Origin of the sequence: Rahnella inusitata (assembly GCF_018288855.1) — a bacterium.
In the GTDB taxonomy this organism is placed as follows: Bacteria; Pseudomonadota; Gammaproteobacteria; order Enterobacterales; family Enterobacteriaceae; genus Rahnella; species Rahnella inusitata.
This window is the reverse complement of sequence record NZ_CP065025.1, coordinates 387,757-402,811: the sequence shown is the minus strand read 5'-3', so window position 1 is coordinate 402,811 and position 15,055 is coordinate 387,757. Positions and strand designations below refer to the sequence as shown.

At 57.7% G+C, this 15,055-nt stretch carries 10 protein-coding genes; 5 read left to right on the top strand and 5 right to left on the bottom strand.

The features are described 5' to 3' along the window. Nucleotides 1–468 precede the first annotated feature (468 nt). Nucleotides 469–1,536, top strand: coding sequence for a 7-bladed beta-propeller protein YncE (gene yncE, locus I2123_RS23625; RefSeq protein ID WP_420834355.1), 1,068 nt, complete (start codon nucleotides 469–471; stop codon nucleotides 1,534–1,536). A 55-nt stretch (nucleotides 1,537–1,591) separates the two neighbouring features. On the opposite strand, the gene I2123_RS23620 is transcribed toward yncE, so the two are convergent. Further along, entirely contained in the window at nucleotides 1,592–3,877 is a 2,286-nt protein-coding gene (locus tag I2123_RS23620) for a TonB-dependent siderophore receptor (protein WP_213052641.1), read from the bottom strand. Between the two features lie 279 nt (nucleotides 3,878–4,156). On the opposite strand from I2123_RS23620, the gene fes reads away from it, so the two are divergent. From fes to I2123_RS23605, 3 genes are read left to right on the top strand one after another with little or no spacing between them, the layout of a single operon-like run. Further along, nucleotides 4,157–5,491, top strand: a complete 1,335-nt coding sequence (gene fes, locus I2123_RS23615; RefSeq protein WP_213052640.1) for an enterochelin esterase — start codon at nucleotides 4,157–4,159, stop codon at nucleotides 5,489–5,491. Beyond that, complete coding sequence (locus tag I2123_RS23610; protein WP_274611828.1) at nucleotides 5,478–5,720, top strand: MbtH family protein; 243 nt, start codon at nucleotides 5,478–5,480, stop codon at nucleotides 5,718–5,720. The genes fes and I2123_RS23610 overlap by 14 nt, the downstream gene beginning before the upstream one ends. Nucleotides 5,721–5,760: 40 nt before the next feature. Then, the gene (locus I2123_RS23605; RefSeq protein ID WP_213052936.1) at nucleotides 5,761–9,663 is read left to right on the top strand and encodes an enterobactin synthase subunit F; all 3,903 of its coding nucleotides are present in this window, start codon (nucleotides 5,761–5,763) and stop codon (nucleotides 9,661–9,663) included. Nucleotides 9,664–9,667: 4 nt separating this feature from the next. Here the strand turns inward: I2123_RS23605 and I2123_RS23600 are convergent, their stop codons facing one another. The 3 genes from I2123_RS23600 to fepD form a co-directional block, all read right to left on the bottom strand. Then, nucleotides 9,668–10,483 (bottom strand): ATP-binding cassette domain-containing protein, encoded by an 816-nt coding sequence (locus I2123_RS23600; RefSeq protein WP_213052935.1) that lies wholly within the window; start codon nucleotides 10,481–10,483, stop codon nucleotides 9,668–9,670. Next, nucleotides 10,483–11,451 (bottom strand): iron-enterobactin ABC transporter permease, encoded by a 969-nt coding sequence (gene fepG, locus I2123_RS23595; protein WP_420834362.1) that lies wholly within the window; start codon nucleotides 11,449–11,451, stop codon nucleotides 10,483–10,485. The genes I2123_RS23600 and fepG overlap by 1 nt, the downstream gene beginning before the upstream one ends. 62 nt (nucleotides 11,452–11,513) lie before the next feature. After that, nucleotides 11,514–12,488, bottom strand: a complete 975-nt coding sequence (fepD, locus tag I2123_RS23590) for a Fe(3+)-siderophore ABC transporter permease (RefSeq protein ID WP_244879960.1) — start codon at nucleotides 12,486–12,488, stop codon at nucleotides 11,514–11,516. A gap of 234 nt (nucleotides 12,489–12,722) precedes the next feature. Here fepD and entS point away from each other — a divergent pair, with 234 nt between their 5' ends. Continuing rightward, nucleotides 12,723–13,991, top strand: a complete 1,269-nt coding sequence (gene entS / locus I2123_RS23585; RefSeq protein WP_213052636.1) for an enterobactin transporter EntS — start codon at nucleotides 12,723–12,725, stop codon at nucleotides 13,989–13,991. On the opposite strand, the gene fepB is transcribed toward entS, so the two are convergent. Continuing rightward, complete coding sequence (fepB, locus tag I2123_RS23580) at nucleotides 13,978–14,946, bottom strand: Fe2+-enterobactin ABC transporter substrate-binding protein (protein WP_112169534.1); 969 nt, start codon at nucleotides 14,944–14,946, stop codon at nucleotides 13,978–13,980. The genes entS and fepB overlap by 14 nt on opposite strands. Nucleotides 14,947–15,055: the final 109 nt, after the last annotated feature.

Below are 15,055 nucleotides of genomic sequence, written 5' to 3'. Positions count from 1 at the left end.
TGAATAACCAGGCTGAAATATTCGTCAGGCACGATCCCAATAGATACCTTTTTGTGTTTCAACCTTTAGCTTTAATTGCTAATTAGTTGTTAAGAAAACTTCCGCCATAATTAACGCACTTTTTAATGAAGATATTTGCAGATGGTTACAGGTCAGGTGTTTTTGAAATGCGCACGAAAGGGGAGAACCAGAGCATTTAATCAGAAGTGATATCAACCTGATCGCGGACACACTGCCAATCCTGCGTTTTTAACCTTGCCCAAAACGTTATGCCATCGCATCCATAACCCTCTGACCTGTGTGCGTTTTTAATCGATGACGTGCTCACTCAGCATGGTCTTTTACGCCAGATTCAATTAGAATGATAAGCATTATCATTTGTGATAATAATTTTCTGGCGCGGGTGGTTTAAAAGGATGTATGAAAGCGCCCGCCGCTGTTGTTTTATCATCTTGTCTGAGAGGATTTATGGCACGCTTCACCTATCCCTTAATGAAGAAACGCATCCTGCCGCTGGCATTGTTAATTTCACTGATCACCTCCGGCACCGCACTGGCCGAAAGTACTTTTACCGTCGATCGCAAACCGGTCAGCAAAGGCGCTTATGAGCTGGTTTATCGCTCACCGCAGGCGCTGTATCTGGCGACATCGGGCAGCCGGAAACTCGATAAAGGTGGTGCGTTATACCGCATTGATCCGACGACCCTCAGCATCACCCAAACTATTCCCAATGAGCTGAAACCTTTTGGTCTGGCGATGAACAAGAAGACGGATACCCTGTTCCTCGGCAATACGGTTAACAGTGCCATCACTGCCGTAGATGCAAAAAGCGGGGAAGTAAAAGGGTCGTTGGTACTGGATAAACGTCCGCGCACCGAAACCGAGCGTCCGCTGGCGCCTCGCGAGCTGGTCGTCGATGAGAGCACCGACACGGTATATATGGGCGGGCTGGGTAATCAAAGCGTGGTATGGGTAATTGACGGCGGTACGCTGCAACTGCGCAAAACCATTGAAGGTCTGGGGAAATACGCCACCGGTCTGGCGCTCGACAGCGCCGCGTCGCGTCTGTATGTCACTAACGCGGACAACGAATTCATCACCATCGATACCACAACCCAAACGGTGATTTCGCGCGTAAAACTGGATGCCGATGCTGAACACTTTTACCTGAATATCGCGCTGGACCCGGCTACGCACCGCGCCTTTGTCACGGACTCTAAATCACCGCAACTGCTGGTGGTGGACACAGAAAATGGCAAAGTGCTGCATAAAATCGATGTGCCTGTCTCACTGGCGGTTCTTTTCAATCCGGTTCGTAACGAAATTTACGTGACCCACCGGGAGGCAGGAAAAGTCAGCGTGATCGACGCCAAAACCTACAAGGTGCTGCACACCATCGACACGCCGGTACACCCTAACAGTCTGGCGCTGTCCGAAGATGGTCAGACGTTATTTGTGAGCATAAAGCAGGCTTCCTCGAAACAGAAAGAGGCCAGCGAACCGGATGACGTTCTGCGCATTCACTTCACCGGTTAAATAAAAAATGCCGCGCGGATGACTCCGTCGCGGCATTTTTTTGGCTCACGTCAGATCAGAAGTGAGTATTGAGGCTCATGTAGTAAGTACGGCCTGGTTCGTTGTAAGTGGCTGCACCTGCACCGTACATATAGGCGTTGGTGGTGGCATTGCCGACGGTCTGGGCATTGCCCTGACGGAACTGACGTTTATCGAACAAGTTGTCGATCCCGGTGGTGACGCTGACATACTTGTTCACCGTATAAGTCCCGCTCAGGCCAAACACCGCGTAAGGGCTGACTTCCTGTTTTTCGCTGCCGCTGATTGCTTCACCTTTGTAGTTGTATTTCTTCGGCTTCTGACGGCCATACCAGGTCATGGTGGATTGCAGTGAGAGGTCTTCCGTTGTCTGCCAGCTCAGCGTGGAGTTGATCGTGAACTCAGGAATGATCGACAGATAATCGCCGGTCTCTTTGTTCTTGCTCTCAATCATGTAAGTGCCGTTGTTATTCCACGTGACGGTCTCTGTCACCGGAATATTCAGCGTTCCTTCCAGCCCCTGAACTACCGCTTTAGGCACATTTTCCCAGCGATATACGTCGGTTTTACCATTGGTTGAGGTGCCGCTCGGCAGATATCCCGCTTCGATCTTGTCGCGATAATCATTGCGGAAGTAGGTCACACCGGCCTGATAACCGTTGCGGTGGAATTCCAGCCCGATCTCTTTATTGATGCTGGTTTCAGCTTTCAGATCGTCATTACCCAGCAGGTAGCAGCCGCCAGCGCTGGCCGCGCAGCCCTGACCTTTGCTGTACAGCACATAGTTCGGGTTTGTCTGGTAGAGACTTGGCGCTTTATAGGCGCGGGCGATCCCCATTTTCAGCGTGAAGTCGTCACCCAGTTCCTGAGAGAGATTCAGGGACGGGCTCCAGTTGTTACCGACGATCGAGTGATGATCAAAGCGCAGGCCCGGCGTCAGCATGGTGCTGTCCGTTAGCTCCATGTTGTTTTCAGCAAATAACGAGAAAATCTCTGCCGAGGAGTACGGGCTGCGGTTGGCACTGTCTACGCCATCAATGGTTCCACCGAGCATCGCCTGGGTATTAGAGGAGGGATCTTTCATTTTTTGCTGATTCCACTCCGTACCCAGTGTCGCGGTCTGCGGGATCATGAAATCGAAAGGCACGCTGACTTCACTGTGCAGCAGCACATCTGTCAGATTGGTGGTGCTGAATCCGTCATTGGCAAAAATACCTTCGGTGCCGCCAGCCAGACCCTCGTTCATGCGCGAGTTTTTGGTCTTTTCGTACTGAACGTAGTTAGTGGTGGTCACCCCGTTGTCCCAGCCGCCGCGATAAGTGACGGCATAGGACTGACGATAAATCCGGTTAGTCTCTTCACCGTACATGCTTTTCACCAGATCGCTGGTGTTGGTATTTTGCGTATCACCGGCATAAAGGTTGCCCTGACGGCCACTTGACGCTTCAAATTCCAGTGACTGCATTCGCGCGAAATCCCAGCGCAGCAGGCCATTGATATTTTTATCGATGACCCCTTCACGTCCCGCTGGCAGGGTATCGGCGTAGGTGCCGGTGCGCAGTGACTGGTGCCCCTGATTGATGTCCTGAGCATCAGCCTGCGTTTTACTGTAGCCACCAAACAGGCGGAAGCTGAACTGATCGCCGAGCGGGCCGGAAAGGCTGAAATCGGTACGTTTGGTCGAACCCTCGTCATCGTGCTGCGGCATATTCATGTAGGTATTCCATGAACCGTGCAGCTCTTTGGTATCGCGTTTAGTGATGATATTCACCACGCCGCCTGCCGCACCGTTGCCGTAACGTGCCGCCGCCGGGCCACGGATCACTTCGATACGTTCAATCATTTCCGGCGGAACCCAGGCGGTGTCGCCACGGGTGTCACGCTCGCCGCGCCAGCCTTGTCTGACTGAGTTTCTGCTGGTGACCGGCAAACCGTCGATCAGCGTCAGGGTATTTTCCGGACCCATCCCGCGAATATCAATCTGACGATTATTGCCGCGCTGGCCGCTGGTGGAATTACCGGTCAGGTTGACGCCGGGCATGGTGCGGATAAGTTCATTGATATCGCGCGCCGGAGGCCGTTTTTTTATCTCATCTGCGGTAATGGTCGAGACGCCCGGTGCCTGTAAATTCTGCTGGGCGGCGGTGACCATAATGGTGTCGCCACGGGCATCTGTGGTTTCACTGCTGTCAGCCGTTTCCGACGTATTTTCAGCAGTGGGGGCAGGCGCCGTCGCGGCGCTAACAGAGGTCGAAAAAGTGGTGGCGCCGAGGCCTAATCCTAAAAGTGTCGCTAAAGAGTAGTGTGACAATTTGTTGTTCATTTGCGTTCCTGGTCCGGTATATCCGTTAACCGCTGGCTGCACAGGCTGCATGTAAAGAGGTAAAAACCAGTGGTGGGATCGGTTGTCGTGTGTGTCGTCAAAACTGCCCAACCCTGATGGGCTGACACACACTATTGCAAATGCAAACAATTATCAATACCATTCCCTTTATCGTTTGACTCAATCCTGACAAATTTCTTGATGATGTAACTCGTTATAAATTATTAAGTTATTGGTATGTTAAACAAAACAACCACAACGGTATTAGGGACGTTTAAAATGGAACCAGAGTCTGAAAGTGGCACACTTCTGGCAAGTCAGCATGCGGGAAGTGACCGCTGGTGGCTGGATATTGCCCGACGCGGAACGCCCTGGATTGAATCCACCGGACGGGGAAACTGGAAGGTGACTTTCTTCTGGCGCGACCCGCAGGGCAGTGAGTTTTCCTCGGCGTATCAGCGCGTGTGGATCAATATTACCGGCAAAACGGATCATCATCAGCCCAACCCTCCGCGCAGTTTGCAACGTCTGAGTGGCACCGATGTCTGGTTCTGGCAAACAGAAATGGAAGCGGGCTGGCGCGGAAGCTACAGCTTTATGCCTTCCACCGAAAGCCGGTCTTTTTCCCCGCAGGATGACGATCCCCGCGCCAATATGATGGCACTACGCCACTGGTGGCGTGACCGCTTTAAGACCGCCACTTCCGATCTTCTCAATGCCCGCCGCAGCTGGTCCGGTGGCCGGGGACACCCCGTGTCCGGGCTGCATATGCCGGATGCACCGCCGCAACCTGCCTGGCGTGATTTCGACCACTTCGCCACCGGTTGCGGCCTGTGCACGCCTGCGCCGCCCACCGTCTTACAAAAACACCAGTGGCATAGCCCGCGCCTTGGCAACAGCCGCACCGTCTGGGCTTACACCACCGGTGAAAACGATCCTGCGTCGCGTCCGCTGGCTATCCTGCTCGACGGCCAGTTTTGGTCCCAGCAGATGCCGGTCTGGGAACCGCTGCATCAGCTGACGGAGCAGGGCGCGCTGCCGGAAGCGGTCTATCTGCTGATTGAGGTGATCGACACCGAACATCGCAGCCGCGAGCTGACCTGCAATGCCGATTTCTGGGTGGCGGTGCAGGAAGAGCTTCTCCCGCAACTGCGCGCGTGGGCACCTTTTCGTGATTCGCCGGAAACCACCGTCATCGCTGGTCAAAGTTTTGGCGGCCTTTCTTCCCTTTACGCCTGCCTGCACTGGCCGCAGACGTTTGGCTGTGCGCTGAGTCAGTCCGGCTCATTCTGGTGGCCACAGCGGGGTCAGTCTGGCGAGGCGTCGGGCTGGCTTTTGCGTCAGATAGAAGAGGGCGTCGGAAAGGGCGCGCCGCTGAAAATCTTTCTGGAAGCGGGCGTGCACGAGCCGTTGATCCACCGGATGAATCAGCAACTGGTGACGTTGCTCCACACGTCTTCGCATCAGGTGCATTACCGCGCCGTGGCGGGCGGGCATGATGCGCTGTGCTGGCGCGGGGGACTGATGGACGGCCTGGCGATGTTGTGGTCGCCACATTTTGTCGCGACTCAACCCGCGCATGAACCGCAGGGAGAATGCTTTGGAAAATTGTAATCCGTTTGATGACGACAAGGCGGTCTGCTGCGTGCTGATCAATGATGAACAACAGTACAGCCTGTGGCCGGAAGCGCTCGCGGTGCCTGACGGATGGCGCATAGCCTTCGGTCCCTCAGTCAGAACGCACTGTGCTGAATGGCTGGAAAAACACTGGCGCGATATGCGTCCGCACTCGCTGCGTCTGCATGATGTGACCGTTGCAAAACAGGAGGCTGCCGGTGTCTGACACGTCCGTATTACCCGTAGCCAGTCAGACTGACTGCGCGATGCCGCTGGTGGCGGCGCAACCCGGTATCTGGATGGCGGATCAGCTTTCGCCGCACGGTAACGCTTACACTGTCGCGCATTATATTGAAATTGATGGCGCGCTTGACGCTGATGCGATGTTGCAGGCGATTGTTCAGGGGCTGAACGAAGCCGATACCCTCACGATGCGCTTTGAAGAGCGTGACGGCATTGCGTTGCAAACACCGTGCGCGCCGTCACCGGCTTTTGCCCCGGAGTGCATCGACCTGCGTCAGTCCGCGGATCCTGAACAGGCCGCGCTGAACTTAATGCGTCAGGATCTGGCGCAAGAACGGCGCATTCTCAGCGGTAAAATGCTGCACCGGCATGTGCTTATGCGGATCAATAACGCGCGCTGGTTCTGGTATCAGCGTTATCATCATATTCAGGTCGATGGGTTCAGCTTTACTGCTATCGCCCGTCGTATTGCCCAACTTTACACCGCGATATCACAGGGGCGGACACCGGTCATTTCGCCGTTTGCACCCTTTCGCGACGTGGTTGAGGAGTATGCGCACTATCAGCAAAGTCCGGCGTTTACACGTGACGCCGCATTCTGGCGCGAAAAAGCCAAAACGCTGCCCGCGCCTGCAACCGTCTGCCCGCAGCCTCTCGCCGGGCAGGTGCCTTCCGTGCGTCTGCACCGGCTGTCATGTCATTGCGAGGCCGCGCAGATCGCTGCGCTGGTCGGGATGGAGACGGCGCAGCAACTGACGGCCAGCGATATCGCCATCGCCCTGTTGGCGCTTTGGGTATCACGTCTCAGTGGTCAGACGGCTTTTTGCAGCGGTTTTATCTTTATGCGCCGTATGGGCTCGGCGGCATTGTGCGCAACCGGGCCGGTGATCAACGTTTTGCCGGTGGCTATGCGCGTCAATCCCGATATCACCCTGACGGAACTTGCCGTCAGCCTGCGCCATGAGCTGAAAACTGTCCGCCGCCATCAGCGCTACGATGCCGAGCAAATCTCGCGAGATCTCGGTCTGGCCGGAGATGTGCAGCCGCTTTACGGCACCGTATTCAACTTCAAAATGTTCGATTATCACCTTGATTTTAACGGTGTAGCGGGCATCACGCATGACCTGGTTTCCGGGCCGGTGCGCGATCTGGAGATTTCACTGCATATCGCGGAAGACGGGGCGTTGACGGTTGATCTTCTGGCCAATGCCGAACGCTATGACCGCGACGAATTGCACGCTCATTTGCAGCGTCTGCCCTTGTTGCTGAGGCAGTTTGCACAGGACGCCACGCTGAAGGTCGGCGCAGCGGATTTGCTCAGTGATGCGGACCACAAGTTGCTCGAAAGGGTCAACGCCACCGGACACGACGTCGTAAAAAGTACCCTGAGTCAGCAACTGGCGCAGCAGGCGGAACGAACGCCGCACGCGCCTGCGTTGGCGGATCAGCACCATCAGTTCAGCTATACGCAAACCCGCCAGCAGGTCGCAGCGCTGGCGCAGCAGCTGATTCAGCAGGGCGTGCAGCGTGGCGATATTGTCGCCGTCGCGCTGCCGCGCTCGGTATTTCTTTCACTGACGCTGATGGCGATTGTCGAGGTCGGCGCAGCCTACCTGCCGCTTGATACCGGTTATCCCGATGAGCGTCTGCGGATGATGCTGGAGGATGCCAGTCCGCGTCTTATCGTGACGCACCCTGACCAGCTTGCCCGCTTTAGTGGTCAGGGGCGGGTATTGCTGGTGGAAAGGCCGCTTGAACTCGCGCAGCCGGTCTTAGCGGTGAACGCCCCGACGCCTGAACACGCCGCTTATCTGATCTTCACTTCCGGTTCGACCGGCCGCCCGAAAGGCGTGGTGGTCGGGCATCAGGCCATCGTCAACCGGCTGCTGTGGATGCAGGATCACTATCCGATCGGCAGTCAGGATGTCGTGTTGCAGAAAACACCTTGCAGTTTTGATGTCTCGGTCTGGGAATTCTTCTGGCCGCTGATGGCAGGCGCGCGTTTAGTGATGGCGCCACCGGACGCGCACCGGGATCCGCAACAATTACTGAATCTGATTGAACAGCATCAGGTGACCACGCTGCACTTTGTGCCGTCCATGCTGGCGGCGTTCGTCAGCGCGCTGGACACGCCGCAGGCCGTCGCTCAATGCGCGTCTCTCAGGCAGGTATTTTGCAGTGGTGAAGCGCTGCCCGCTGAACTTTGCCGCCTGTGGCAGCGCAAAACCGGCGTGCCGTTGCACAATCTCTACGGACCGACGGAAGCGGCGGTGGACGTCAGCTGGCATCCGGCATGGGGCGATGCGCTGGCGGCAGTAAAAGGAGCGAATGTACCTATCGGCCTGCCGGTATGGAACACCGGATTGCGCATTCTCGATGCCCGGCTTCAGCCGGTGCCACCGGGCGTGGCGGGCGATCTCTATCTGACCGGCGATCAGCTGGCGCACGGTTATCTTGGCAGGCCAGATCTGACCGCCAGCCGTTTTGTGGCGGATCCGTTTGGGCATGGCGGGCGCATGTACCGCACCGGTGATGTGGCGCGCTGGCTGCCTGACGGCACAGTGGAATACCTCGGGCGCAGCGACGATCAGCTGAAAATCCGCGGTCAACGCATCGAACTCAGCGAAATTGATCATGCGCTGCTTTCCCTGCCCGGCGTACAGCAGGCGGTGACCAATGCCATGACGTTGGGCGCGGTCCAAAGTGATGCCACTGGCGGCGACGCACGCCAGCTGGTCGGCTATCTGGTCGCTCAGCCGGGAGTCGCGCTGGATGGCGAAAGTCTGCGTGCGGTGCTGGCGGAACGCCTTCCGGCACATATGGTGCCGGTGGTACTGATGACGCTGGAGGCGTTGCCGCTCAGCGCCAACGGTAAGCTCGACAGAAAAGCCTTACCGCAACCGCAAAGCGCGGCGACGGTGCAGGGGCGCGAACCGCTGCCGGGGCTGGAAAGTGACATTGCCGCACTGTTCGGGCGTTTGTTGCAATGCGAACGGGTCTTTGCCGACGACGACTTTTTCGCGCTCGGCGGGCATTCGTTGCTGGCGATGCGACTTGCCGCCGACCTGCGCCGCGAACTGGGTAAACCGGTCTCAGTCGGGCAGGTGATGGTGGCTTCGAGCGTGGAGAAACTGGCGGACCTTCTGGCCGAAGAGCGTTCGCAGGAAGAAGCGGATCGCAGCGGCTTTGATGCCCTGTTACCGCTGCGCACTGGCCAGGGGCCGACGCTATTCTGCCTGCACCCGGCCTCAGGCTTTGCATGGCAATTCAGCGTGCTGCCACGCTATCTCGACGAACACTGGTCGGTAGTGGGTATTCAGTCGCCACATCCGGAGGGGCCGCTGGCGGTCTGTCAGAATATGGAGCAGGTATGCGATGCGCACCTGCAAACCGTGCTCTCGGTGCAACCGCACGGCCCTTATCATTTTATCGGCTATTCGCTCGGCGGCACGCTGGCGCAGGGCATTGCGGCGCGCCTGCAGGACCGGGGGGAAGAAGTGGCCTTTCTCGGACTGCTGGATACTTATCCGCCGGAGACGCAAAGCTGGGATACGAAGCCTGACGACGACGTCTTGCAGGAAATTCAGCGTGAACGCCTTCAGTTCCGCGCTGCGTCTGAACAGACGCTCAACGGTGAACAAATCGCAGCCCGGCAAACCATGTTTGACCATATCGAAGCTAACTACGCGGACTCGGTGCGGCTGCTGTCTGCCACTAAAACGGCGCGATTTCACGGTCAGGCCACGCTGTTTGTCGCCGGTCAGACGCTGCCGCAGGGGATGGATGTGCAGAAAACGTGGGCGCACTATGTCGATGAACTACAGGTTCACGCGCTCGATTGCGCGCACGTTGACATCGTCTCTCCGGCGTCATTCAAAACGCTGGGACCTTTGCTCAACCGCCTCTTAAGAACCTTAGCCGGATAGTGTTTCAGGCCGCTGGCGAAGACGCTCTTCCCAGCGGCACCACCAGCGGCGTATGAGAAACCGGATCGTCGATTATCATGCAGCGCAGGCCAAAGACCTCTTCAATCAGCGCAGTGGTGACAATCTCTGATGGCGCACCTTCGGCGACAATTTTGCCGTCGCGCATGGCAATCAGATGCGTGGCATAACGGCAGGCGTGATTAAGATCGTGCAGAACGACTACCAGCGTGCGGCCAAGTTTGCGGTTGAGATCTTGCATTAATTCCAGCAAATCAATCTGATGCGTGATATCCAGCCAGGTGGTCGGTTCATCGAGCAGCAATAACGGCGTTTGTTGCGCCAGCACCATAGCAATCCACACCCGCTGACGCTGCCCGCCGGAAAGGGTATCCACCGGGCGGTCGGCCAGTTCACTGATGCCGGTCGCCTGCATCGCCTCGCTCACCGCCAGCCGGTCGGCGTCACTCCAGCGGCTGAACAGGCGCTGATGGGGATAACGACCACGGCCCACTAAATCCTCCACCAGAATATCACCAGGCGCGAGCGAACTTTGCGGCAGCAGACCGAGCTCACGAGCCACTTCTTTTGTGGCGTAGTCGCTGATCTGCCGTCCGTTCAGCAGCACGCTGCCGGTTTGTGGCGCAGTCAGGCGGCTGAGCGTGCGCAGCAGCGTAGATTTCCCGCAGGCGTTCGGGCCAATAATCACCGTCAGTTCGCCGTGTGGAATAACGATATTCAGTTCCCTGATCACCACTTTCTTGTCATAGCTCAGGGTCAGGTTTTCACCCTGCAACGGAGCGTTCGGGCGGTCTGTGTTCATCATTTTTTGCGTGACTCACGAATTAATAAGCCAATCAGGTAAATACCGCCGAGGCTCACGGTCAATACCCCGACCGGCAATTGATAAGGAAGGAAAAGTCGCTGGGTGGCGACGTCGGCCGCCAGCAACAGCAGTGCGCCGGTCAGCCCCGCAATCAGCAGCGGCTGTGACTGATTGGGACACAACCGGCGGGCAATCTGCGGGGCCACCAGCGCGATAAAGGAAATGGGACCGGCGACGGCGGTAGCGGCGGCCGTCAGTCCGACACCCGCCAGCATGAGCCACAGCCGCGTGCGCTCTACCGGCACGCCGAGCGCACGCGCCATATCGTCGCCCATTTCCAGCAAATGCATTCGTCGTGAAAGCAGCGCCGCCAGCGCCCACGCCAGAATAATCAGCCCCAATACGGGCAGACTTTTGGCCCAGGTGATGCCGTTGAGCGATCCGGCGCTCCATAATCCGGCGGTCAGCGCCGATTCCAGAGAGGCCGAAATCACCAGCCAGGTATTGCCCGCGACCAGCAGTGCGCGTACGGCAATACCGACAATAATCAGGCGGAAGGTTTCAACGCCGTTGCGCCACGCCAGCAGATAAACCACCAGCGCCGTCAGCAATCCGCCCGCCATTGCCCCAACGGTAATACCGGCAATCGCGCTGTTAAACAGCACGATCGCGACCAGTACGCCGCTGTAGGCACCGGTATTGAAGCCAATGACATCAGGGCTGCCGAGTGGATTGCGCATCAGCGACTGGAAAATCGCGCCGCTGGCCGCCAGCGCTGCGCCTAAAATCAGCGCCATCGCCACACGCGGCAGCCGCCACTGCATGACGATTACCATCAGGTTATGTGGCCCTTCTCCGCGCAGGGCGTCGATCACCTGTAAAGGCGTGAGCGACAGGGTACCGCTGCCCAGACCGTAAATGGCCAGAGCGGCGCACAGGATGATCAGCAAAATGACAGTCAGCATTTGTCGCGAAAAGAACACTAAATGGCGTGAACGGGTCATAACAGCGGTGATTGTCGTCATCTTCAGCTCCGCTTCATCAGGTGGCGGTTTCGCACCAGAAGAATCAGCACCGGTGCGCCGATAAATGCCGTCACGATGGAAACACGCAGTTCACCCGGCACCAGCAGCCTCCCCGCGATGTCCGCCGTCAGCAGCAAAACAGGCGTCAGCACCAGCGTCCACGGCAATATCCAGCGCGGATCCGTTCCGGCCAGATGTCGGGCGATGTGCGGCATAATCAGTCCGACAAAGGCAATCGGCCCAACCGCCGCCGTGGCGCTGCCGCACAACAAGGTCACGGCCAGCAGACCGCAAAGCTGGGTGGGCACAATGCGGGTGCCAAGTGCGGTGGCGAGATCGCTGCCCATGCTCAGGTTATTGAGCGCGCGGGTCATCAGTAAAGCGAGAACAGCGCCGCTAACGACAGGCAGCGTCACGACACGGATCACCGCCATACTGCGAATATCCAGCGAACCGGCCTGCCAGAAACGCAACTGATCAAACACCAGCGGATTAAGCAAAGAAAGGCCGGACGAAAAACCTTCCAGCACTGCGCCGAGTGCCACGCCAGCCAGCGTCAGGCGGATCGGGCTGACTTTTCCGCCGCCCACCGCACCGATCAGCGCTACTATCAGCGTCGCTGCCAGCGCACCGGCAAACGCAAACCACAAATACTGGCTGACGTCGGTCGCACCAAAAAAGGTCATACCCACCACCACGGCAAAACCTGCACCGGCATTGACGCCCAGAATGCCAGGATCGGCCAGCGGATTGCGGGTCAGAATTTGCATCAGCGCGCCGGAAAGACCGAGTGCCACGCCCGCCAGCAACCCGGCCAGCGTGCGGGGCAGGCGCGCATCGCGGATGATCACGCAGTCGGGCAGCAGGGTACATTGGCCCTGTAATGCTGCGATCACCGTATGCAGCGGAACAGATTTCGCGCCAATCAGCAGACTTAATAAAATCACGATGGCCAGCAGGACAATTGCCAGCAGCATGAAAAGCATCCGACGCAGTAATGCCTGCGAGCGCATCGGTTGCCGTGAGTTTTCCGGGGAGGAATAGGGGGCCGAGGGTTCAGTAAGAGACCGTGACATGATGAGTAAAAGCACCAAAGTTAATCTTAATGATATTTATTATCATTATCTATTGCGTTTGGCTATGGTAGCATGAGTTATCCCGCAATAGCACTACATTGACTGTGCCTTTTACCCCTATGTGACGCATTGATAATGAACAAGCCCTCGATTTTACTCGATTTTTCCCTGCTGAAAACGCACGCCACATTTCGCGCCGTCTTCTGCGCGCGCTTTATTTCTATTCTGGCACTCGGCCTGCTCAGCATCGCCGTGCCGGTCCAGATTCAGTCCATGACCGGTTCGACCTTGCTGGTCGGGCTGTCTGTCACGCTGGCCGGAAGCGGCATGTTTATCGGCTTGCTGATGGGCGGTGTGATGGCTGACCGTTACGAGCGGCGCCGCCTGATCCTGTTTGCGCGCAGCACTTGCGGGCTGGGATTTGTCGGGTTGTGCATCAACGCGGCGCTGCCGGTTCCTTCGCTGACGCTTATCTACCTGCTGGCGGTGTGGGACGGTTTCTTCGGTGCCGTTGGCGTCACGGCGCTGCTGGCGGCGACGCCCGCGATTGTCGGAAGGGAAAATCTGGTGCAGGCCGGGGCGATCAGTATGCTCACCGTACGCTTCGGCTCGATTCTTTCACCGGCTATCGGCGGGCTGGTGATCGCCAGCGGAGGTGTGGCGTGGAACTATGGTCTGGCGGCGCTCGGAACCGGTCTGACGCTCATTCCGCTGCTGCGTTTACCGCAGCTGGCGCCGCCGGTGCAAAAGCGTGAACATCCGCTGCGGGCGCTGATTTCCGGTTTCGCTTTCCTGCTGCAAAACCGGGTGATCGGCATGGTAGCGCTGGTCGGCGCGCTGCTGACGATGGCAAGTGCGGTGCGGGTGCTGTATCCGGCGCTGTCCGGAATGTGGCAGGTCAGCGCCTCAGAACTTGGGCTGATGTACGCCGCCGTACCGCTCGGGGCGGCAGTCGGTGCGCTGACCAGCGGACGGGTGGCGAATGTTGCCCGGCCTGGCTGGCTGCTGCTGATGACCGCCATCGGCGCATTCGTGGCCGTCGGCCTGTTCAGCCTGATGCCGTGGTTCGGCCTCGGATTAGCCTTTTTGGTTATCTTCGGTTATCTCAGCGCCATCAATGCGTTACTGCAATATGCCCTGATCCAAAGTCTCACGCCGGATGATTTCCTCGGCAGGATTAACGGCCTGTGGACGGCGCAGAACGTGACGGGGGATGCGCTCGGCGCGCTGCTGCTGGGAGCGATGGGATCGGTGATGTTACCGGCCATCACTTCGGCGAGTTTCGGTTTCACGGCGGCGTTGCTGGGTGTGGTGCTGGCATTTGCGATGCGGGCGTTACGGCATACCGTGACGGGCGGGCAACAGGCTCAGCCTGCGCCCGCCGCTGCGGTCAGTGAGAAGTAAACAGCGTGTCCAGCCGCGTCAGCAGGTTGCTGGCGCTGTAATAATCCAGCCGGAAGGTGTCATTACCCAGTGCATAAACTTGTTTATGCTGAACCGCCGGAAGATGGGCCAGGAAGTGGTTTTCCATCAGCCGCTGCGTATCGCCGTCGTCGCCCGAAAACAGCATCAGGGTGTTGCCGTTCAGGCCTTCTGCCATGTTTTCCCCTGACAGCTGCACGATATCTTTTCGCACGCCCTGACTCTGGCTGCCGTGAAAATTGTCCGGCACTGTGGCCAGCGTAAACCCGAGTTCATGCAGCAACTGTCCCTGCGGGGAAGCGGATGTCCACAAATTGGCGGCCTTGCCATCGGGGCGATAGACCATCGCGGAGACCGGCTGGGCGGGCAATGTCAGCTGTGTTTTCAGCTGTTTAACCCGCTCATCAAACTGCTTCACCACGGCGGCGGCCTGCGCTTCATGACCGGTGGCTACGCCCAGTTGTCGCGCCAGTTCCTGCCAGCTTTTGTCGTCATAATTGACCACCAGTACCGGCGCAATCGCCGAAAGCTGGTCGTACAGTTTCAGTGCAGAATCCCCACCGGTGGCTGAGATGATAATGAGGTCAGGTGCTTCCCCGGCAATGGCTTCGGCATTTGGCTCGCCGATATACAAACGCTGCACCTTACGCTCTGCGGCGATCTGGCCCCACTGGCGGAAAAAGCCCTGCGCGTCCGCAATCCGGCTGTTCGGGCTGGTTGCACCGCTGGCGATCACCGGCGCATCAATGGCCAGCAAAGTACCGGTGACGGTCACGCTGGTGGAGACGATGCGTTCAGGCGCATGGGCCAGCGTAATGCTGCCGTGTTCAGTGTTTATCTCACGAGGCCAGCCGGTTCCGGCGGCCAGACAGGCCTGTGTCAGCAGGGCGAAAAGCCCGCCCGCGAGGGTCAGACGTTGGAGCAGGGTATTCTTCATTAAAGACAATCCTTCACGATAGCGTACTGATAAATAGCCGTTTTTCGGTGATTCTACGTGCCCTGAAATCAGGAAAAAAGCGCAAGACTTCAGGTTTCTATGATTGACA